Origin of the sequence: Sphingobacterium sp. SGG-5 (genome assembly GCF_011043525.1) — a bacterium.
GTDB lineage: Bacteria > Bacteroidota > Bacteroidia > Sphingobacteriales > Sphingobacteriaceae > Sphingobacterium.
This window is the reverse complement of the sequence record NZ_JAAKGO010000004.1, coordinates 57,955-78,943: the sequence shown is the minus strand read 5'-3', so window position 1 is coordinate 78,943 and position 20,989 is coordinate 57,955. Positions and strand designations below refer to the sequence as shown.

Genomic DNA, 20,989 nt, shown 5'->3' with positions numbered 1-20,989 from the left:
CTAAAATCATCTGAATTCTTTACTTTCGCATAAAATATAATTCTGCTTTATGTCCGTACTCGATCAAGGCTCACCCCGAAAGAAAACGAAATCCGTCTATATTTCCACGGTAATCAGTATTGCATTAGTATTATTGATGACCGGTCTGCTGGGTTTAATTCTGGTGCATGCGAAAAACTTATCCAAGTACGTCAAAGAAAACATTGTCCTCAACGTCATTGTCAATGAAAATGTCAACGAAGGCGATGTATTGTCGTTACAGAAGGATATCGAAAAAGATCCTTACGTATTACGTACGGAATACGTGAGTAAGGAACTTGCTGCCAAAAGCTTGAAAGAGGATCTTGGTGAAGATTTTGTGGAATACCTCGGTCATAATCCCCTTCTTCCATCGATCGATATCTTTCTCAAAGAACAGTACGCCAATAGTGACAGCATTCAACCCTTTATCAACAAACTGGAACAAAACAGCCGGGTCAAGGAAATCGTTTATCAGGAGTCGCTGATCGATATGGTCAATAAAAATATTCGCATTATTTCCATCATTGTACTGGCTTTCGCCGTCATATTACTTATCATCGCGGTAGCACTAATCAATAATACAATACGTCTTGCCATATACTCGCAGCGTTTTTTGATCAAAAGCATGCAGCTCATTGGTGCAACGAAGAATTTCATCCGTAAGCCCTATATCATGTATGGCATTGTTCACGGCATCATTGGATCCTTGATAGCCATTTTACTATTGATATTCGCCTTGCAGTTTGCACAACAGCAAATCCCCGAACTGGTCTTCCTACGCAATTGGTATGAGTTTGGTGCGATATTTATCGTCGTAGTCATACTGGGCATCCTGATTTCGGGTCTGAGCACTTATTTCGCAGTCACGAAATACCTCAAAGCAAAGTCACATAGCTTATATCGGTAATAGCGGTCTCAGCGGTTTTTTAATTTTTAATTTTGACTTTAAATCATGTCACAAAAAAGGTTTCCATCCGACAACAACCCCAAAGCGGGGTTTGTATTTGATAAGATCAACTATGTCTTGTTTCTGATCAGCATTGCTATCGTCACCATTGGCTTTTTCTTAATGATGGGAAAAGAAGACATCTACAGTTTTACCAAAATCACCTTAGCACCTTTAGTTGTTGTCATAGGTTTTGCCTGCGGCTTTGTCGCCATCTTATATAAACCCAAGCAAGTAAAAGGAAACGAATAAGCAGCAATGAACTACTTGGAGGCTATTATATTAGCCATTATAGAAGGATTAACAGAATTTTTACCTGTTTCGTCTACCGGACACATGATTATCGCCTCAGCGCTCATGGGGCTCGAAACGACTGCCTTTGTCAAGCTCTTCACCATCGTCATACAACTGGGGACAATCCTGTCGGTCTTCGTCTTATACTGGAAGCGTTTTTTCAGATCGATGGACTTCTATTACAAACTCGTCGTAGCAGCTATCCCCGCCTCTATTCTCGGACTGGCGCTGAATGATGTCATCGACTCCTTGCTCGAAAGCCCGATGACCGTCGCCATTATGTTAGTATTGGGTGGCATTGCCCTGCTCTTTGTCGACAAATGGTTCAATAAACCCACCACAGACAATTCCGACAATATAACCTTAAAGCAGGCTTTCATCATCGGCTGTTACCAATGTCTTGCCCTCATACCCGGCACTTCACGCTCAGCCAGTACCATTGTAGGTGCGATGGCACAAAAGCTCACCCGGAAAGCTGCGGCCGAATTTTCATTTTTCCTGGCGCTTCCCATGATGTTTGGTGCTTCCATCGTAAAGTTAGCCCATTTCTTTAAAGAAGGACACACCTTTAGCGGACATGAAATCAACCTATTGATCGTCGGCAATATCGTAGGATTTATCGTAGCAATCATCGCTATCAAATTTTTTATAGGTATTTTGACCAAATATGGATTTAAGGTATTTGGTTGGTATAGAATAGCTATCGGACTCGTGATACTCATCATGCTGCTCGGTGGCCACAGCTTACAAGTCATCTGATGGATAGCATACAAGACAAGGACAATCCGGGTTTATTTTCATTTGCGGAGGGAGAAGTGCTATTGGTCGACAAGCCTCTGTCCTGGACCAGCTTTGATGTGGTGAGCAAACTCCGGAACACCATGAAACCTTTAAAGCTCAAAGTCGGCCATGCGGGGACGTTAGACCCCCTCGCTACCGGCTTGTTAATCATCTGTACGGGAAAGCTGACAAAAAAGATCGATCTCTTCCAGGCGGAAGATAAGGAGTACACCGGAACAATCACCTTAGGGGCTTCTACCCCTTCCTATGACCTGGAGACAGCCGTCGACCACACCTTCGATTACAGCGGTATCACGGAGGAACAGGTATACGCTACGGCGCAATCCTTTGTGGGCGAACTCGAACAATACCCACCCGCTCATTCCGCCGTACAGATCAACGGCGAACGGGCATACGAAATAGCGAGACGTGGCGAAGAAGTAGCGTTAAAGTCGCGAAAAGTATTCATCCACGCCTTTGAAATCGAAAAAATAATATTCCCCCATGTGTATTTTCGGATTACCTGTTCGAAAGGAACTTATATCCGATCCATAGCACATGATTTCGGAAAGCGGTTACACAACGGCTCCCACCTGTCGGCCTTGCGGCGGACCAGAAGTGGAAATTTCCATGTGGAAGATGCCTGGAACCTGGAAAAACTGATTGAAGCCATCCGGGCACAGAAAACAAGCTGGATTAGCGAAACTAAGATGTCCTGAGAATCGGTTTTGATTTTTTAACCGAGCTTTAGCGAGCTCATCATTAGATAATTTTGACTTTTTAATTTTAAATGAAGATATATAGAAATCTCACAGAATTCACACCACTTGAAAATGCGGTAGTCACTATCGGCACTTTCGATGGCGTCCATATCGGACATCAGAAAATACTAAAAAAGCTGGTGGACTGTGCAAAAAAGATAAATGGCGAATCAGTGTTGTTGACCTTCTTTCCACACCCTCGCCTGATTATCAACCCCGACGATGAAGCCCTTCGGCTGATTAATGATATTGAGGAGAAAACCCATCAGCTGGCTTTGTCGGGTATAGATCACCTGATTATCACACCCTTTACACGAGATTTTTCGAACCAATCGCCTGAAGAATATATACGCGATGTGCTGGTCACCCGACTCGGCACCAAACAGATCATTATTGGCTACGATCACCATTTCGGGAAAGACCGAAAAGGAAATATCAAGAATCTGGCCGAACAATCAGCCATCTTTGACTATGAAGTCAAAGAGATCCCGAAGCAGGACATCGACGATGTCGCGGTTTCATCCACCCGAATCCGGGAGGCCCTGATAAAAGGGGATATCGATACTGCCAATAAATATTTGGGGTATCCCTTTGAGCTGACCGGAACAATCGTTCGTGGTGACCAAATAGGGCGTACAATAGGTTTCCCCACTGCCAACCTACGTGTAAACGAAGCGCACAAACTTATCCCGGCTTACGGAATCTATGCTGTAGAAGTAGAAATCTATCCACATGTTCCGTCCATCGCATCGGGCGAATATTACGAACCTCAGCCGACTGGCATCGCACAAGGCATGTGTTATATCGGCACCCGCCCTACCGTGGACGGTATGACCCGCAAGATCGAAGTCAACCTACTCGATTTCACAGATGACCTGTACTCCAAGACACTCCGCCTCCGCTTTAAACATTTTATCCGGCATGACGAACGTTATGACTCGTTAGAAGAACTTCAGGCGCAGATCAAAATGGACGAGGAGGCTATCCGGGATTATTTTTTGTCTGATTGAGTTTCAGTTTACGGCAGCGTACTAAAATCAATCTGTGGGGGCTTATTCCTGTTTTGAAACGCAAACTTAGCTCCCGGATCGACTCGTTCATTAAAGAAACCGCCATTTCGCAGGAAATAACCATCTGCATTGATGCCGCCGATAGCATCAATACGCTGATTGGCCCTATAGGTAGCGTCCACGCTGAATGATGCGGACGAAACGGCTTTCCACGCGCCGTCGTAGACCCATTGATTCTTGAATTCCACCTGTCTTCCCAGGTACCCTTGGTCTGGGTTAAAGTTCTCCAAGAAACTATGAAATCGTTTTAAATAAGTATTGGTTTTGGGACGTTTGAAACTGGCAATCAGACTCCAGGCATTCTCTTCAGGCACAAAGAACCAAGCCGTATAGTCTGTATTCCCTTGCCCATCGGGAGCTCCTTTCAACAAAAACCTGTAGGTCACACCGGCTTGCCAGTGATACCTCCGAAAACTCTGTCCACCTGCCCCTTCATTACCAAACTCACCTGTTTGCACATCCTTTCCTTTTTTCAACATCTTAATCTTTTGATCTTCCGGAATACTTTTGGGGTCATCGGTATGAAAAGGGCTCCAAACAGAAAATAAGATACGCCTTTCGGTATCTGAATTGACCTGTATACCAAAATACCCTTCGCCAAAGCCATTCGCCATATAGTAAGAACCAATCTTATCTTCGCCCTTCGGCACAGTCACTTCGTTATAGTAATAGCTAACATCACGCTCAGTAGGGATACTATAGTTGATATGGCATGAGGGCCCCCTACGGGCCCAGTAATAATATTCAGGATCGTTGGCATATAACAAAGCACCTGCACTCCCTCGTTCTGTAACGATTAAATCAGTAACATCAGCAAAGACACGTCCCGTCTTGACAACGCCCTGTAAATCTACTCGAACGTATCCAGGTTCCTTGACATCCACTTCTAACTCTTCTGTCAGCCCTCCATCAGTCCCCTGTACTTGTACTGTTTTTTTACGCCCCAGTGCTTTAATCTGTACCCGGGAGGTACCCTTATCTGGATTAAATGCCCGCAACTTGATTCCAATCTTACCCGCTTCCTGTACCCTGAAATATATACTAACCATGGTCTGCTGGTCCACCCAATTTACGAGACCGACTTTACGTGAAATCTGAGCCCCCTTTCCTTTCGTAACGAATGCATTTCCAGCAAGTGCAATACTGTTACTATTCGTATCTATCACCGTAATCTGCTGGGCCTGCACTAAGGTACACAACAACAGCACTGACGTACCTAATAAGAGATAGATAATATTTTTTCTATTCATAACTAAAAATTCGACTCTTCTATATAAACTATATGGAATACAACCTACCTATTCCGCATATCCTCTCACAAATATTTCATTAAAATTAGCAAATTGATCTGTTGCATGGAAAGTCGTCAAGCATATGATCTTCACACCTTTTAGAGGAACGGTATTCGTCAATCCGTTTGTCTTCAACGGCAAAACCGTACTCTGCACCGAGTTTGACAACGTAAACTGACCAAAATTGATCTCGTTCCCCTGCAAATCAACACCATATACCTGTACATCTTTTACTCTTCTATTGTTGGCTGCCCTATGCAATAATTCAACCTCTGTAACCAGGATCGGGTTGTAGGGTCCCGTCGGATTCATCAAGTTGGTCTCACCAAACAGTTCTCCCGGCGAAGCCATTCTTGTTTTCGTAAATGTGAATATCAATGTAAATGGATATTTTTCATTTGCAGGATGGTTTGAGGTCGTAGTTGTAGACCATTTCGTATGCCAAATTTTATTAGGATCAGAATCCAACATAAACGTAGGCGGGCCTTCACTTTTCGAGTTAGAATTGGAAGCATAAGGTGTCCATCCCGCTCTTAATTCTGCTGTATTGTAATAAATCAATGCCGGATTATACGAATAAGTCAAAGATCTGTTCAGTGACCGGCCCGCAGCATCCTCATACTCCACAGCCACATTTAAATTGCTCCCCTTCATCGCAGGAAATGTCACTGATGACCCCGAAGCAATATTTGTAAGCTCTTTGAATGCGGTACCTGTTTCCGTCGGATACGTCACTTTCACCTTTGCAATAGCAAGATGTGCATTATTAGAAACAATCAGGCTTCCCTCATTAAACAAGGATTGCAGCTGCATAGACACCACATATTCAAACGTATAACTATACGTTTTTGATGTCTTCCTACCCTGCTCATCCTCCAGTTCTACGGTATAGCTATGCGTACCATCCTGTGCCGGAAACTCCGTCACGATCAATTCATCACTGCTATTGACTACCTTCGACAGCGTACCCGATGGTCCAGGATAGGTGATGGTCGTCTTGATTGGTATCTCGTTGTCGTTCGCTAATTTAACCTCAACCTCCCCATCCAACATAGAAATTACAGCATTCTCCAATACTTCTTCAATCATAAATCCTTTGTTTGTTACCGCGATCGTAACAGGCTTAGATATTTGACCATCTTTGCCATGGGTAGTCATGGTGAAGACATACTCTCCATATTCGGAAGTTTCGATAAGACCATCCTCACTAAAATCCGTAAACTCTTCACTCTTATCCACTCCATTGTCGATGTAGTTAATGACGACCTTAGCTACCTTGTCACTCATCATTGGCCACTTGATCTTAAAATGATAATCATAATCTCCCAAGAGACGCGTATCCGAGGGTTTGGCAATCACATCGATAACCTCGTCGCTATCTTCACGGTCTACCGTAGGCGGAAAAAGCAAGCTATCTTTGGTACAGGAGCCGACAAAGACAATCATCAAGCCTACGATCCATATCTTACTATATACTCTTTTCATAACGTCCTATTTAAGAAACTCTATTTCAAAATGACGGAGGAAATTATTTCCTTCCAGCTTCCAATCCTCATTAACACTCAACTCCAGCCAATACAACAGTACCGTAGGGAGATCCTGACTCTTCAGCAAGGCTGACTTTCTCGGATCTACACTGGGCATATTGTTCCCAAACATCCGATAGACCGCAGCACCCACTACCGGGATATCAGGCTTACCAGCTATTTTATTCTTGAAAACCTGGTCTCCGTCATCCAAGGGCCAATACCCAACCAAATGGGTAATCTTGGGGTGGTCTTCCGGTACACCGACACCATACTTGACATTGTCAGACACCTCCTTATCATTCAGAGCAACATCCCATATACGTATATCAGCCATATAAAAGTCCAGATAATCAGAAGAGAAGACCTCTCGTTGAAAACCAAAAGTAAGCGGCGAAGAGGACGTAATATTTGCCAAATTTAGATTCGCAGATCCTACCCCAGCCACATTTCCATTCACGTATATCTTAGCAGTCGGCTGTCCATCTACAACGCTAAAAACACCTGTCACCTGACTCCATATCTCATTGTCACCTACACCTGCCCCACTTATCTCTATTTTGGTGGCTCCGTCTGCTACATAAAAGTTTACTCCGGATCCCGATCTAAAAAAAGACCAACCTGCCGTTGTGCCACTCCTTGCACTAACCTTACTCAAAAAAGGCGGCCAACTATAATTATAATTGCCAGAGGCATTTTTGTTCATTTTAACTTTAGCCTCGATGGTCAGCTCTCCTGTCTTAGCAATATTATAATCTGCTTCACCGGCAGGAGCAGTCGCATTGCGGGCGCGCATGGCATCCGTAGGATTGAGATCAGTCTCATTAAAACCAAAAAAGCGAGGCGCATAGATAGGCTGTGCCTTCAGCTCTTGCTGCACGAAATACCTGTTATAATACAACAAGAACGTATTACGCTCGATTTCCGAACTGCCGCCATAAGAATTGCCCACGCCACCATGTGTCGATGCGACAACGATCAACCATTCCTCCTGATTGTATGTAGGGCGGGACTCTATGCTATGCTTAAGCTCACCGATAAAACCGTCCACTTTCTCTACAGCAGCCTTATACATCGGATTGTCATAGCTGAAAGAAGACGCTTTCCCAGCCTCCAGTACACTGGTAAATTGAACCAAGATCACATCCGATGTCTCCTCTTCGATTTTTTCGATAGCCTTATCCCTTGCCGATTCGTCCGTATCAACGACTAAACCCTCTTTGGCATCCATCAACAGGACAAAAGACAAATTTCTGTCGTGTGTGATCGCCGCCGTAGACATCCTCTTATTCTGCTCATTGATCAGATAGAAGAATGAAGGGGAAAAACCAGTATCATCGTGCGGATGCTCCGGATCAGGAGAGGGTATATACGAGTCCGTAATGATGTGATGCCTATTCACAGCGACACCTGTCACCAATGTAGCCCATGATGCCGGATCGGACGTATTCTCATCCGCTAACCCATCAAAAGAGTATTTGCCATGAGCCATCATCGCCAAAATATTGGCAGGCACTTCTTTCTGGATTTCATGCCCTACTAAGCCATCGACAGCGATTACAAGCACCTTACGCTTGACACCATCACTCGTCTCCCCTTGCTTATAATCTTCAAAGTTTGGCTGTGGATTATCATAGCGGGTACAACTTGTTACGGCCAAGCTCACCACCAATAGACTAAAAAATATATTCTTCATATACGCTCTATATTAATTATCATAAAACAGCCCTAACTCCGATAGCATGATGTGCCCATTAGATGCCAATTGTGGGAAGGTTACCCGCACATATCGTGCTTCATAAACCTGAGAAAACGCTCGCTCAATCCTGCCTGGCCTTGTAGTAGGGAGATTGGTAAAATCTGCGATCTCGGTCCAAGTATGGTTATCGTTGCTGATGGAGACGATCATCCTCGGCACAGTCGAACCGCTATTTGCCCTATTGCCATAATAGATACCTTTAAAGGCTTCTACACCGCTCAGATCTATATCGATGATGAAAGGTACAGGTACGGCCCCACAGCCCGAGTAGCAGGTATGAAAATAAGTGCCCCCCGGCGCATCCACAGTACCATACGCCCCATCATTTAGAACAGCGAAGCCACCATTGTCACCAGTTTGTGTAGCAGCAGGGAAGTTTGCCGAATATTGAAACAGCGAACCATTCAAGTCATACTTCGAACCCAACGCACCATCTCCTCCGGTGTTTGTCAGCGGATTATACGTCCAGATTTGTTGATCCATCGGATCATATGTATTCCGCATTTCCCGACGTGCCAACGTACTTAAGCCTATACCCCAGGCATTAAAAAAACGGAAGTAGTCCTTGCCTGTAAATTCGCACAGTGTACGGTAAAAGAAATCGATCTTAGCCTGATCCAAGACAAATACAGTCTTTGAATGTCTAGCCTTAGTATACAAAAATGGCATAAAATCCCATCCAGGTTCATTGTTCTTACCCTTGACCTTATTGAAAATTTGCAAAAATGGAGTCAGTTTAAAAAACGGCACGGTACCATCGTCTGTCCAATCACTTCCCGGATTGGCAAAGTTCTTCGCATTATTATATGCGGCAAAGGCCAAAGCCTTGGTGAAAGCTCCCTGTAATGCCGGGTGATTGGCAATGGCAGGATTACCATAACGGTTGGCCGTTTTGAAGACAAACAGGTTGTTGGTTGTCTCTCCCAGACCCCCCCAGCTCCATATAGATGGCTGCTGATAATTGTGTCCGATCTCGTGAAAAGTACCCCAAGCTCCCTCGCCGGTATTGATAGATCCCACAAAGTAATCGTAGCTCGAAAACATCAGGAACCAGTGCATATCTTGTTGTGCCACCCACGGAAATCCCGAATGGGCATATCCCGCGGAGGGTTGTATATCCAGCACTCCACGCTCCGGCAGCTGTGGATAGGAATCACGGAGGTCGTCCCCCGTCACATTGGGCTGTAGCCCCATCCAATCGTAATAATCTTTTTCGTAGATCTCATTCCATGTCGCCAAGATCTTATCCACGCTCAACCTGTCCTTGTACCGTATTACATATTCACGCGGGACGGCAAAAATAGTACGCTCGGAGCGCAACTCCAACCAAGGTACATCATTGGCCTCCACATCGGCTAACCATTGATCTTGATCGGTCACTCCACGAATAAAGTCCGATGTCCGCACGGCATTTGAAATCTTCAATGCAACAGGTTGTGATCTCGACAGTGCAGCATGTATCCAGATAATTCCACCGTATGGGTTTCGCACATAGTTGTCCCCCGGAAAAAGCTCTTTGACCGTGTAGATAATCGGATCCCGACGCAGCGGATCCTTACCCGTCAGATTATCCCGATGGGCACCGACCTGCACGGTCAGCCCCAAAACACCGTTAGGCACTGTGATGCGGATATTCTCACCGGCAGCTGCATACAGTCCTGTACTCAATATAGGAGTAGGAGTCACCTGCACACGGAGATCTATACTCTTTATCCATTTAAAATCCAGATCCAACATGATGGTCGTATCTGGTATACGCCGTACATTCTCCCCGACCAACCCCGGATATATACGTGCCCGATCGATGAGCGAACGGTCTACAAAAGTCATATCATTATCGGGCGGTGTCTTTCCATCGGCATCTCCCTGTTGGTAGCCGTCCGCGAATTCATATCCATACCTGCCGCAAGAGACAACAGTTATTATCCCGATGGATAAGACCAAAAAACGAAGATATCTTTTCATCATCATAACTTAATTGATTTAATATTCTAGTATAGCAAACGGAGGCGCCCATGCCTGTCCATCCAAAGACCAGGACAAAGCCGGCAATACACCATACCATTGATATATAAAAAACGGAATATCCACCTGATTAGGTACCATATTGTAAAAACTGGCGGTGACGTCAGGTCTGAACTGACGGACAACGTTGCTAAACGTCGTCCAGGTATAAGGCCCCGTGATCTCCATGTTGTTATCGCTGCCCGAGCGATCGGTCAATATAGCTGTACCGATATCTTCATAGCCCGGCCAGTAGCCTACCAGATCGCCATATTTCGGATGCGCATCCTTTACCAACGCTATACCCGACAGCTCCTCCACTTCTTCGTCCGCAAATGCAGTATTGTAGATCTGCAGATTGCACAACAGGAAGTCTGCAGTGCTATTATCATCTCCAGGCCATTTACCAATAGCTAAGGGGGATACATTATTCAGGCTATTACCGTTAGCCGAATTATTGCTCTGAGGCACACCGTCCATAAAAAGGGTAACTTTACCTACCGAACGATTAACCACCACTGTCACCGAGTGCCAGTTGCCATCACTGACTTCACCCGATGTAAACAGCTGCCCTCCTATACTGGAATTCCAGCCAAGTTTACTCCCTTCCAAGAACATGTTCCAACCTGGTCCTCCGAACCCCTCTACTCGCTTGGACAGAATAACCGGATAATATTGTTCGTCTGTATTCATAGCCTTATAGAAAAAGCTGATGGTAAAATTTTGATTGGTGGCAAAGTTATATGCCGAAGTATTGGCCACCCGGGCATTGACTGCCGGGTCTACATAGGTATATCGTATCGAATTGCCCTCAAAAGGTACATCTGCAGAATTAGGCTTCGCTATATATTTGCGCGAAAACTTAGGCGAATAGACGTAGGTAAAGGTGTTTCGCCTGCTATCGCCAAACACCGTCACATCATCCGGATCCGGGTTCGCTATCGGTCCTCCCATTGATGAGGTGATGATAACCATCCAATTTTCATCCTTAAAGTTCGGCCTTTGCTTGACTGCTTCGATGATCGCATTGATCTGTCCGTCAAAATCCTGTACCGCTTGTCTATACGCTGGATCGTCCGATTCGTAAGAACTGCTTTGCCCTGCTTTATCAATGGCAGACAGATGTGACACGATCAGCGAAACCTCCTGATTCAGGATCGCATCCTTCGTTTTATCGACGACTTCTTCATCCGTGGTCAACACTTCTTTGCTATCCGCATCATCAAAAAGGTAATCCTTCACGTCCTCATCGGTGGTATAGGCTATGGAATTGAAACCATCATACGTCTGTTTAAGCCTTTGGATAAATGTCGGATAAGTAGCCTTGTCTATAACCGCCAGATCGTTTCCCGACACCTGATGCTTGGCCGAAGTCACTCCCGTAAATAAGTTGGCCATCCCTTTATTCCGGGTGAAAGGGCCAATCATCTGGTCTGCCAGGCTGGAGTTGGTATATAAGGAATTCCGGGCAATAATACGGAGGTTCTCGGGATCGATTTCGGCTAAGGCATTTCCCCGTAGGCCATCCACGACCACTAATACCACTTTATTCGCCTGCGAACCGATCGGCTTATTATTATAATCCTTGTCCAAAAGGTTTGGAAAGTCCTTGTTACAAGCGACCGCAGCCAAAGCCAGCAATGTCAAAAATAACCGACCTGTTTGCTTTACATTCAATATCATAACTACCCTAATTTAATCAGTTTCTAATTTCTAACTTAAAGATATTACCGACCTTGCGTCCATCTGCCATACTGATAGAGCCTCCGATCAATAATGCGGGATATCCCATACTCGAAGTCGTCTCTACGACCGTATTGATCCATCCGGCAAAAGCTCCGATATTATTATACTCCTGCAATGCATTGCCATCGGCCTCCAGGATCAAGAGTTGAGACCGATGTACGCCATTGTACTTAACAAAATCGCCTGTCACCAAAACCTTTCCGTTATTCATGATATACGCAAAGTTGGGTATCTTGCCATGCACATCGCCCAATTTGAAATTGTCTACAGAGCCATCGCCGTTCAAGATCACCACTCCATATTTATCGGCCTGCCCATTAAACGAGGTAAATCTTCCCGCTAACGCTATTTTATTCAGTGTCTTATTATACGTCATAGAGACGATCTCATCATTGGCTCCCTGTCCGATATTAGCTGCGAAAGCGGTACTGATACTGCCATCCGTATTGAAAGCCACGATACGATTGGCACTTGTGCCATTGAAAGTCGTGAAAGAACCTATAACGACTATACGACCATCATTCAATTGGATAGCATCATTGATAAAGCCATTGGAACCCAAATTCTGATACGAGAAAGACGAATCGACCCGTCCATTGGCACGTATTTTCACCAGATTGTTAACTCGAGTAAAGGTATATGTCCGCGTCTCCCGGGAGGAATATTCATAATTCATAAAGGAATGCATGGAAAAGTTCCCCACAGCGATGACTCCCGTATCCGGCGTAGCAAACACCTTTACGACCGGACCGTACAGATTCGCATTGAATGCCGGCAATGTGTCCAATGCATTTTGTGGTTTTTCGGGCGTGGTATTGATCAGCTCTACCTTGACTGTATCCAGATCACCTCTGTACAACAGTCTCGTTAGTCCGAACACCTGACGCTTGTCATAGCTCACCATTGTACCCCCTACAACAAATCTGCCGTCCGGTAGACGGGTGATCGAACTGAGACCGCCTACGGCTCCCCAGCGTATCTTATTGATCGTCGTATCGGTCACTGAATTGCCTGTCGAACTGATGATGTGTATGCCGTTGCGGAAGACCTTGGGAGCAGCTTCGTACTCAAAGTCCGTAAAATTGCCCACTACCCACGTATTACCGGACACATTCAGTATCTCCATGACCGAGCCCGTAAATCCATTTTTTATGCCATAGTCCGCGTCAAACGAGGCCTTTCCTTCTACGGTTACCTTAGGCCCGAAAAAGATCTGCTCATCGATCTTGACCTTGACAGCACCCGAAGAGACTTGTTGGGGCAGTCGTATCTCTAGCGTCGAATCCGATACAGCGACCACCTGCGTCACCTCTTCGTTGACAAATACCTCTAAGCGGGCTTCTTTATCTTTGAGACCACGTACCGACAACAATACCACGTCGTTTGGCCGGGCACTGGGCAAAGGCCTGTTCAGGTTTTCAAACGTCACACCCAAGGGAGCCTTACCTCCCGCATAGGGATCTTCTCCGAGACCGATATCCGTCTTGCAGCCTGTCACCGTCAGCAGACCGACAGCTATTCCGAGTTGTAATATGATAGGAAAAACTCTTTTCATCTTCTCTTCAATTAATTATCTTTTATACCCTTGGTGTACGCCGAATTGATAAAGTTGTTGACCACAAAACCAAAAGTATGCCTTCTATATTCGAGCGCATGGATCACACCGTTGTTGGTCTGTATATCCGAAGTCGCTACAGGTGAATTAACCATACCTCCTGCAGCCTCTGTATTGGAAACATCCACGATATAAGACAGATACAGCTGCCTGTACCCTCCATATTTTACCACCTGTTGCTGGTTGTTGTCCCCCTTGGATACCACATCATTGTACAGCACACCCATATTCATATTCTGGTTGCCTATAGACAAAAATGCTTGACCGGGATATACATTCATATTATTGGTATCCAATTGAGGAATGTCCTTCAATAGATAGGTATTGGTATAGATATACATAGAAAGATATTCTCTCCAAACCTCCGCATCGATCTGGTCCAGGGTATAAACCGTATCCCTCCCCAGTATATGTAAGACTTCATTGAGTGCATATATAGACTTGCGGATCGAAGCATCTCCGGGTGCAAAAAAGGTCACACCGTTACGATTGAGCTCGCTCTCCAAACCCGAGAGTTGGATGACTTTATAGAGCGAGTCAAAGATATCTTTACGCATCTTGATATATTCCATGACGGTACCGTCGTATTTCGGAGCATGGGTCCCCGAGTCTATGTAATATTTCTGACAAGAGGAGAATGTCACGATCAACATCGTGAACGAAAAGATATAATATGTTATTTTCTTGTTCATGGTCTTGAGCATTAAAAGTTCCAATACCTATTGGGTGTCATATACGGGTTGTTGATATAGGCCGATGCATCGATAGGCCATGTCCATGCCCTTTGATTAAAAGCCGAGACGGACATCGGTACAGATGTATAGTCTGAGTTAAGTACCTTCTTTGTACGTACCAGATCATAGAAGAAGTGTCCTTCGCCCAATAATTCCCGGACACGCTCCCACCAGATTGCATCCTTGAGATCTTGTCCGCTTTCACCTGTGATCAACGTTGCATTGGCACGGTCCCGCACCATATTCAACATATCCTTGGCACCGTCTTCGTCCGACAGCTCTGCCAGAGCCTCTGCCCGCAGCAGGATAGCATCTGCATAACGAAACACGATCTGGTTATCATCAGGGTTGAAGTCTTCGTTATTTTCGTCCGCAAATACGTTGGTGTACTTCAGGCAGACAAAATCCCCATTGGTCGCATAGATATCCTCAAACCAAAATGTCTTTCGGGCATCGGAAGCTTCTTCGGGATACATCTCCTTCATAAAATCCGGCTCATAGTGTATATAGGATTTCGTGATAGAATGAGTCTTATAAGGAGCACGGAGCACATAATCCGCATACGGGGCAGACAAGTGGAACAATTCGCCATAGTTGTAATTCTGCACAATCTCAAACAAGCCTTCTTTTGTACGTCCCTTAAAAATCTGCTTGGTATTCTCCAGTGGAAGGAGATCATAAGCTCCTTCGTTTTCTTCAACAAGCTCTTTACCCAACACATCCACACGTCTGTAGTACTGAGATTTGTCCAGGTCCGAAAAACCCGCCAGCCACATGTTGATATGCATCATCAGGGCCAGAGCGCTACCACGCATCGCCTTATTGCCCACCAAAGTCTGATCGGTATAAGACCAAGGCAGGTCTTTATAATACGACAGCATATCCTGATAGGTTTTTTCCAATACGTCGAGCATCGGCGTGCGCCCTACCGCATCTGTAAAATATGCGGAGGTGTAATAAGGTACATCCCCAAACAAACGGACCAAAAAGAAGTAAGAAAGGTCGCGTAAAAATGCAGCCTCAGCGATATACCTTTTCTTCTCGGTATCCGAAATAACACCGGACTCCAGCCTGCCGATTTCGTAAATAGCAATATTAGCCTTCTGTATCAACAAATAAAAACGGCCCCAGTTACGGATATTCTTAAACCCGAAATAATCGCTGTTTTCTGCCGGTACACCCCCACCCGAATACAATCGGGTCGTCGAATAATACTGTGCAAAAAGCCCGTTGAGATCATTGTACTTTAGAAACGTCAAATGATTCATAAAACTTCCGGCGCCGTTAGATCCCGGTGTACGCACGATAGGCGCACAGCGAAAATCACCCGTTGACGTGAAAAAAGCATGATTCATCGTTGCATTTCTAAAATTGGAATACAAGCCCTGGACGAACATGTCCACATCGTTTTTTGTCTGCCAATAGTTATTTCCCGTCAGATCCTCAATAGGACGTACCGTCAAAAATTCCCTGCCACATGATGACAGTAACAGCGAGACACCTGATATGATATATATTAATATTCTTTTCATCACAAACCTATTTTTATTAGAATTGAACATCTAAACCAAACGTAAAGGACCTTGCCCGCGGATAACCGTCCGACGTATCATACCCCAAAGCCGAGACCAGCTCAGGATCAGGCCCTGAATATCTTGAAAACGTATACAGATTATATCCGGTCAAAAACAACCGTAGTCCAGTAATACCAAGTCTCGATTGTATAAACTCTCTCTTAAAATTATAAGACAACGTGGCTGAATTAAATTTCAGGTAAGAACCATCTTCCTGAAACAGCGTAGAGTTGTATCTGTAAGCGTCGACTAGACTGGACCTCCGGAAATCAAACGGGTTAGGATAAGTTGCAGAAGTATTTGTAGGGGTCCAATAGTCATACTGGTCTATAGGCAGCAAACTACCAGAACCTGTAGGATTGTAATACGACCTGAAATAGTCGGCGATGGCCTTATTAAGGATGTCACGCTTGATCGTCAGCACAAAATTCGGTTGGAAAGACCAATTTTTGTATTGTATAGTTGCTCCAAACCCTCCTGTAAACCGTGGCTGCGAATTGCCGGCAGCTACCAGATCCTCTGCATTCAACACATAGTCACCGTTCAGATCGGTAAAGATAGGGTCTCCTGCCCTAAAGAATGCATCATCGCCAAATACGCCACCCAGACGATAGCGTAGGCCTGTAGCCGGATTGACCGGAACTTCTTCGTCCGATTTGTACACACCCCTGTAGTCATAAAGCACATTGGTCAGCGCATTACGTCCAAGACGCTTCAAGATATGGATATAGTACAAGTTGGGATCGCTGTGCTGCATGATCTCCTGACGCATATCGCCTGCCAAATCGGCCATATAGTCCTTGTTCAAGGCTCCGTTGGCATAGACCGTGGCTTTCCAGTCCGGGTTATTAAAGTTAGAACGGTAGTAGACAGACAATTCATGACCTATATTGACGACAGACTGCTCATTGACTTTCTTCTCGTTGAAACCACTATAGTTTGGCAACGCGATCTTGACCAGGTCTTTATCCACTTGTTTATAGTAATTTTCATAGGTCACCAATAATCTATCGTTCCAAAACCCTAGTTCCAATGCCAGATTCAGCTGCGTCGTCACGATAGGCTGTAAGTCTGTATTCGGAATAAGTTCTGTATTGATCGTCACGGTTGGCTGCCCGTTGTATGTCGTTGGATCTTGTGTATACCGGCCATAAGCATCGTAAATCGTACCGACCGGCACAATATTCCGCCCCCATGACGCACGGATGTTCGTCGTACTCATCCAGTCCCACCTGTCCATAAACTTTTCTCTATTCGCGTTCCAACGCAGCCCGACAGACGGGTTTTGCGACCATAAACCCGACGATCCCCTATTGGAACTACCGTCCAGACGGTACGACAACTCCATTATATATTTTGAATCATATTGATACGTCAGGTTGCCCGCATAGCTGGCAGACTTAAAATCGCTCAGGTTGTTGAGTACACCACCCAATGTATTTCTCGAATTATAGCTCAGGGCAGTCTGTATATTGTCACTGCCCGTACCGATCAGTTTCATCGCCTCCGCTCTATAACCCGTCATATCGACCTCATTAAAAAAGTACGTTAAGATATTGTGTTTTTCACCTCCGAAAGTCGTATTGTACTGTAGCATATTACGGTTGTACAACGCGTTTCGCCTGCTGTTGTAGATATATACCATACTTTCGCCAGAATTCAACAACTCCGGAGTAAATTTATCCTGGTTCGCATTGTCGTAGGTATAATTGATATTTGAGGTCGCTCTAAGTCCCTTAAGTATCTCATATTCCAACTGTAATTGCGTATTTACATATCCGGTTTTATTGTCATTCAAGACATTAGTCGAGGCAAGCGCCTCATAACTGCCTGAATAAATAGACGGCGGAGGCAAGAGGGATGTGGTACTAGCTGAAGATGCTACACCTTTTTGTTGATATGCATTTCCCGATCCAAAACTATTACGTACCATATAGGTATTCATATATCCGCTCATCACAAAACTATTGCTCGGCCTGTACTGCATATTAGTGTTCATCGAATATCGTGTGAACCCTGTATTCTTGACAATACCATTTTCCTTGTAATACCCCGGAGCAATCTTGTAATTAAAAGATTGGTCTCCTCCACTGATATTCAAGGACTGTTGAGTATTCATTGTCATGCCATACAAAAACGATTGCCAATTTGTGGAATTGTTATAATACACATTCAGAGAGTCGGCCAGTAACGGGGTGCTATTGATCAGGTCCAACGCCGAATTTATACTGGTGTCATTTTGCAAGATCTGATTGACGCGCATCCTACGTTCATTCATTCCTCCTATCACCGTACGTAGTGACGGGATAGTATTGACAAAGTATTTTGATTGATAACTCACGATCGGTATCCTCGATTTACCGCGTTTTGTAGTGACCAGGATGACCCCGTATGCACCTTTCGAACCATATAGTGCCGTAGCCTGCGCATCCTTCAGTACCGTGATATCTTCCAGATCTTCGACAGGTATCATGGATATAGGACTCACACCCGGCCCTTGGGTCTGAAAACCGTATTCAAAATTATTGCCCTCGTCTATAGGTATTCCGTCGATGACAAATAACGGAGATGTCGCATTAAGGTAAGCATCCTGACCGGACATATTTACCGTCGCGGAGTTCAGACCGCGGATAGACATACTACCCCGCACACCCGGTGTACCGGTATTGAGCTGTACGTTCATCCCCGGTACACGTCCCTGGAGCAGATCCGTAAAACTAGCTGCAGGGGCATCTTTGATATCATCGGCATTGATTACTACTGCTGAACCGGTCAATGATTCCTTTTTACGGGCCACATAGCCTACCGTAACCATTTCGATCTCCGTCGTCTTGATCATCATAGATACCGTATAGTAGGTCTTTCCTTTTTCCATCGACATAGTCGTACTCTCGTAAGACGCATGTACGAAGCTCAACGAAGTAGCTCCCGCAGGAAGAGGTACTTTGAAAGCCCCTGTACCGTTCGTGACCCCTATAGTCTTACCCGAGGGTAACGCTTTGATGGATACAGCAGCTACTCCTTTGCCCTTCTCATCTTTGACAATACCTGAAATATCTTGGCCAAAAACATTCACCACAAACAGTGAACAAAAAACAAGTATTAAATAAATTCTTTCCATAAGGCTAACAATCTACTGTTCGTTATCAAAATTTGGACTCTCCCCGTTAAACCTAAACTGTAGCTCCCAGTGGCCTTCTTCAAAAATGGCCAGATCCAACCATATACCGGCCTGCTGCAACAGTCCCCCAAAACCGATCCTGTCGTATCGTAACAGAATTCGGCTTCTGTCTCCTCCTATATCGGTATAGCGAGTAGGGTAATTGATCAATGGCATAGGATAAACGACGTCATAAGTCACTTTACCATCCTGATACCGTGGGTTAAATCCATGTACCAAGTGGGCGAAGTCCGTATCCTTAAACTTCTTGACATCAATCGCCTGACCCAATGAGTCTACGACACTGACCGTAAATGTATTGCCGGGGTTAAGGTTTTCGGTCTGCTTAAAGATATAAGCCCGTACGTCCATCACGATATTGCCCGTCCGCTTCCCGTATATATTGAGATAAGATGGTCTGAGATAGGCCGTTGTAGACAGTCCCGATGCTGGATCGTACTGTGACGGTTCATAAGGCCTTTCTTTGAACGGTTTCAAAGCGACCTCACGGACGTACTTTCTTCCTCCGCTATTCTGGATCTCCAGATCAAACAGATAACCGTCACTGGGAATGGTCTTCAGAAAAGACGACTTACCCGTGTTCCAAAAAATGATATCCCCGTTCTTGTGCTGTATGTCGAGCATAGGTCTGTACTCTATCCGACGTTTGGCTTCAATTTCCTCCACAGACTTTTCTTCTCCCGTATACGTCTGATGCCATACCTTTACCGGATATTTTTCCATCAGCTCAGGTGCAGGTGCCCCCTCAAAAGTACGCACGCCTACCACGTTGAATGTCAAGGGCAACGTCGATTTGTTGCTCACATTGACGACATTTTCATACACCGATGTACGTCCCAGATAAGGCGTAAATTCAGTAAGTGTCAAGGTAACATCGTCTCCCAGTGCATCCAGATCTTCCGGAATAAGACTTGTACAGCCCGTATTCAACAATACCGCGCACATCAGCCACGATATCGTAATCCGCAAATTATATATATTCAATACCTGTTTCATAATCCATACCATGATAAATAAATGGTTAATTTTCCAAATCCGAACTCGTGTCTCGGAGTTAATGTATGCAATATTCCGTTGGTGGTATACATATCTACCGAGGATGTGGTCGTGCTGTCCCAATACCTTTGGTAGATCGATCCATTGACATCGCTGAACATCAGTTGTTGCTGCCCACCCCCGACAAGACCCGAAGAAGTCAAGACCTGATAAAGCACATGCATCTCATAACCGTATTTTGAACTGAAAACACTGACACCATCCAGATACGGCTTAAAGTCTTCGACACTTTTCTCCTCGTCAAAAACATATCTGTACATCAACTCATCGAGCAATCCCAAATCGATATCCTCCAGATACAGGCTTTTCAGACCGTTGTTCTTCCTGGCGATGTTCAGGTTGGTCAATGCCAAAGCAAAAGCCCTATTATTTGCTGCAAAAAAGGTGACATGGCTTTGAGGATTGTTCAGCTTAGCTTTCAACTGGGGCAAACGTTCCAGTACCAAAGCCAACGAATCGTATACTCCCGGCTGATGTATCAAAAAATCATACACTGTACCCTCATATTTGATAGCCGATGTATTGTAGTCCAAATAGTGGCTGTCCCCTTTCTGACAACCTGCTGCGAATAACACACTTATTAAAAAAGCGGTATAGGTAACGTACTTCATCATGTTTAGCTTATCTAAA

General features: G+C 44.9%; 16 protein-coding genes. 5 read left to right on the top strand and 11 right to left on the bottom strand.

Annotated features, from left to right (window positions below):
* Nucleotides 1-49 precede the first annotated feature (49 nt).
* The 5 genes from G5B30_RS06800 to G5B30_RS06780 all read left to right on the top strand — a co-directional run bounded on the left by G5B30_RS06800 (nucleotide 50) and on the right by G5B30_RS06780 (nucleotide 3,812).
* Nucleotides 50-928 (top strand): cell division protein FtsX, encoded by an 879-nt coding sequence (locus G5B30_RS06800; protein WP_165319228.1) that lies wholly within the window; start codon nucleotides 50-52, stop codon nucleotides 926-928.
* 45 nt (nucleotides 929-973) lie between these two features.
* Nucleotides 974-1,219, top strand: a complete 246-nt coding sequence (locus G5B30_RS06795) for a DUF3098 domain-containing protein (protein ID WP_165319227.1) — start codon at nucleotides 974-976, stop codon at nucleotides 1,217-1,219.
* A 6-nt stretch (nucleotides 1,220-1,225) separates the two neighbouring features.
* Nucleotides 1,226-2,020, top strand: coding sequence for an undecaprenyl-diphosphate phosphatase (locus G5B30_RS06790; protein WP_165319226.1), 795 nt, complete (start codon nucleotides 1,226-1,228; stop codon nucleotides 2,018-2,020).
* On the top strand, nucleotides 2,020-2,760 hold the full coding sequence (gene truB / locus G5B30_RS06785; protein WP_165319225.1) for a tRNA pseudouridine(55) synthase TruB: 741 nt from the start codon (nucleotides 2,020-2,022) through the stop codon (nucleotides 2,758-2,760). Before G5B30_RS06790 ends, truB begins: the two co-directional genes overlap by 1 nt.
* Before the next feature lie 71 nt (nucleotides 2,761-2,831).
* Entirely contained in the window at nucleotides 2,832-3,812 is a 981-nt protein-coding gene (locus tag G5B30_RS06780) for a bifunctional riboflavin kinase/FAD synthetase (RefSeq protein ID WP_165319224.1), read from the top strand.
* 8 nt (nucleotides 3,813-3,820) lie between these two features.
* On the opposite strand, the gene G5B30_RS06775 is transcribed toward G5B30_RS06780, so the two are convergent.
* The 11 genes from G5B30_RS06775 to G5B30_RS06725 are packed head-to-tail and all read right to left on the bottom strand — an operon-like array spanning nucleotide 3,821 to nucleotide 20,973.
* A complete protein-coding gene (locus G5B30_RS06775; RefSeq protein WP_165319223.1) occupies nucleotides 3,821-5,122 on the bottom strand; it encodes a DUF3472 domain-containing protein in 1,302 nt (433 codons plus the stop codon).
* Between the two features lie 48 nt (nucleotides 5,123-5,170).
* Nucleotides 5,171-6,649 (bottom strand): hypothetical protein, encoded by a 1,479-nt coding sequence (locus G5B30_RS06770; RefSeq protein WP_165319222.1) that lies wholly within the window; start codon nucleotides 6,647-6,649, stop codon nucleotides 5,171-5,173.
* Nucleotides 6,650-6,655: 6 nt separating this feature from the next.
* The gene (locus tag G5B30_RS06765) at nucleotides 6,656-8,386 is read right to left on the bottom strand and encodes a LamG-like jellyroll fold domain-containing protein (protein WP_165319221.1); all 1,731 of its coding nucleotides are present in this window, start codon (nucleotides 8,384-8,386) and stop codon (nucleotides 6,656-6,658) included.
* Nucleotides 8,387-8,398: 12 nt separating this feature from the next.
* Nucleotides 8,399-10,420 carry a M60 family metallopeptidase gene (locus G5B30_RS06760; RefSeq protein ID WP_165319220.1) on the bottom strand — a complete coding sequence of 674 codons (2,022 nt, stop codon included), beginning with the start codon at nucleotides 10,418-10,420 and terminating at the stop codon, nucleotides 8,399-8,401.
* A gap of 12 nt (nucleotides 10,421-10,432) precedes the next feature.
* Nucleotides 10,433-12,136: a LamG-like jellyroll fold domain-containing protein gene (locus G5B30_RS06755; protein WP_165319219.1), complete on the bottom strand. Its 1,704-nt coding sequence runs from the start codon at nucleotides 12,134-12,136 to the stop codon at nucleotides 10,433-10,435.
* A gap of 16 nt (nucleotides 12,137-12,152) precedes the next feature.
* The gene (locus G5B30_RS06750; RefSeq protein ID WP_165319218.1) at nucleotides 12,153-13,754 is read right to left on the bottom strand and encodes a DUF5008 domain-containing protein; all 1,602 of its coding nucleotides are present in this window, start codon (nucleotides 13,752-13,754) and stop codon (nucleotides 12,153-12,155) included.
* Nucleotides 13,755-13,765: 11 nt separating this feature from the next.
* A complete protein-coding gene (locus tag G5B30_RS06745) occupies nucleotides 13,766-14,506 on the bottom strand; it encodes a fasciclin domain-containing protein (protein ID WP_165319217.1) in 741 nt (246 codons plus the stop codon).
* Between the two features lie 11 nt (nucleotides 14,507-14,517).
* The gene (locus tag G5B30_RS06740) at nucleotides 14,518-16,080 is read right to left on the bottom strand and encodes a RagB/SusD family nutrient uptake outer membrane protein (protein ID WP_165319216.1); all 1,563 of its coding nucleotides are present in this window, start codon (nucleotides 16,078-16,080) and stop codon (nucleotides 14,518-14,520) included.
* Nucleotides 16,081-16,096: 16 nt separating this feature from the next.
* Complete coding sequence (locus tag G5B30_RS06735; RefSeq protein WP_165319215.1) at nucleotides 16,097-19,243, bottom strand: SusC/RagA family TonB-linked outer membrane protein; 3,147 nt, start codon at nucleotides 19,241-19,243, stop codon at nucleotides 16,097-16,099.
* A 12-nt stretch (nucleotides 19,244-19,255) separates the two neighbouring features.
* Complete coding sequence (locus tag G5B30_RS06730; RefSeq protein WP_240903128.1) at nucleotides 19,256-20,311, bottom strand: DUF5007 domain-containing protein; 1,056 nt, start codon at nucleotides 20,309-20,311, stop codon at nucleotides 19,256-19,258.
* Nucleotides 20,296-20,973, bottom strand: a complete 678-nt coding sequence (locus tag G5B30_RS06725; RefSeq protein ID WP_165319214.1) for a hypothetical protein — start codon at nucleotides 20,971-20,973, stop codon at nucleotides 20,296-20,298. Before G5B30_RS06725 ends, G5B30_RS06730 begins: the two co-directional genes overlap by 16 nt.
* Between the last annotated feature and the right edge of the window lie 16 nt (nucleotides 20,974-20,989).

What these genes read in the sequence shown, in the direction of transcription:
- G5B30_RS06800 (WP_165319228.1), top strand. Translation starts at nt 50, where the DNA reads ATGTCCGTACTCGATCAAGGCTCACCCCGAAAGAAAACGAAATCCGTC.
- G5B30_RS06795 (WP_165319227.1), top strand. Translation starts at nt 974, where the DNA reads ATGTCACAAAAAAGGTTTCCATCCGACAACAACCCCAAAGCGGGGTTT.
- G5B30_RS06790 (WP_165319226.1), top strand. Translation starts at nt 1,226, where the DNA reads ATGAACTACTTGGAGGCTATTATATTAGCCATTATAGAAGGATTAACA.
- truB (WP_165319225.1), top strand. Translation starts at nt 2,020, where the DNA reads ATGGATAGCATACAAGACAAGGACAATCCGGGTTTATTTTCATTTGCG.
- G5B30_RS06780 (WP_165319224.1), top strand. Translation starts at nt 2,832, where the DNA reads ATGAAGATATATAGAAATCTCACAGAATTCACACCACTTGAAAATGCG.
- G5B30_RS06775 (WP_165319223.1), bottom strand. Translation starts at nt 5,122, where the DNA reads ATGAATAGAAAAAATATTATCTATCTCTTATTAGGTACGTCAGTGCTG.
- G5B30_RS06770 (WP_165319222.1), bottom strand. Translation starts at nt 6,649, where the DNA reads ATGAAAAGAGTATATAGTAAGATATGGATCGTAGGCTTGATGATTGTC.
- G5B30_RS06765 (WP_165319221.1), bottom strand. Translation starts at nt 8,386, where the DNA reads ATGAAGAATATATTTTTTAGTCTATTGGTGGTGAGCTTGGCCGTAACA.
- G5B30_RS06760 (WP_165319220.1), bottom strand. Translation starts at nt 10,420, where the DNA reads ATGATGATGAAAAGATATCTTCGTTTTTTGGTCTTATCCATCGGGATA.
- G5B30_RS06755 (WP_165319219.1), bottom strand. Translation starts at nt 12,136, where the DNA reads ATGATATTGAATGTAAAGCAAACAGGTCGGTTATTTTTGACATTGCTG.
- G5B30_RS06750 (WP_165319218.1), bottom strand. Translation starts at nt 13,754, where the DNA reads ATGAAAAGAGTTTTTCCTATCATATTACAACTCGGAATAGCTGTCGGT.
- G5B30_RS06745 (WP_165319217.1), bottom strand. Translation starts at nt 14,506, where the DNA reads ATGAACAAGAAAATAACATATTATATCTTTTCGTTCACGATGTTGATC.
- G5B30_RS06740 (WP_165319216.1), bottom strand. Translation starts at nt 16,080, where the DNA reads ATGAAAAGAATATTAATATATATCATATCAGGTGTCTCGCTGTTACTG.
- G5B30_RS06735 (WP_165319215.1), bottom strand. Translation starts at nt 19,243, where the DNA reads ATGGAAAGAATTTATTTAATACTTGTTTTTTGTTCACTGTTTGTGGTG.
- G5B30_RS06730 (WP_240903128.1), bottom strand. Translation starts at nt 20,311, where the DNA reads ATGGTATGGATTATGAAACAGGTATTGAATATATATAATTTGCGGATT.
- G5B30_RS06725 (WP_165319214.1), bottom strand. Translation starts at nt 20,973, where the DNA reads ATGATGAAGTACGTTACCTATACCGCTTTTTTAATAAGTGTGTTATTC.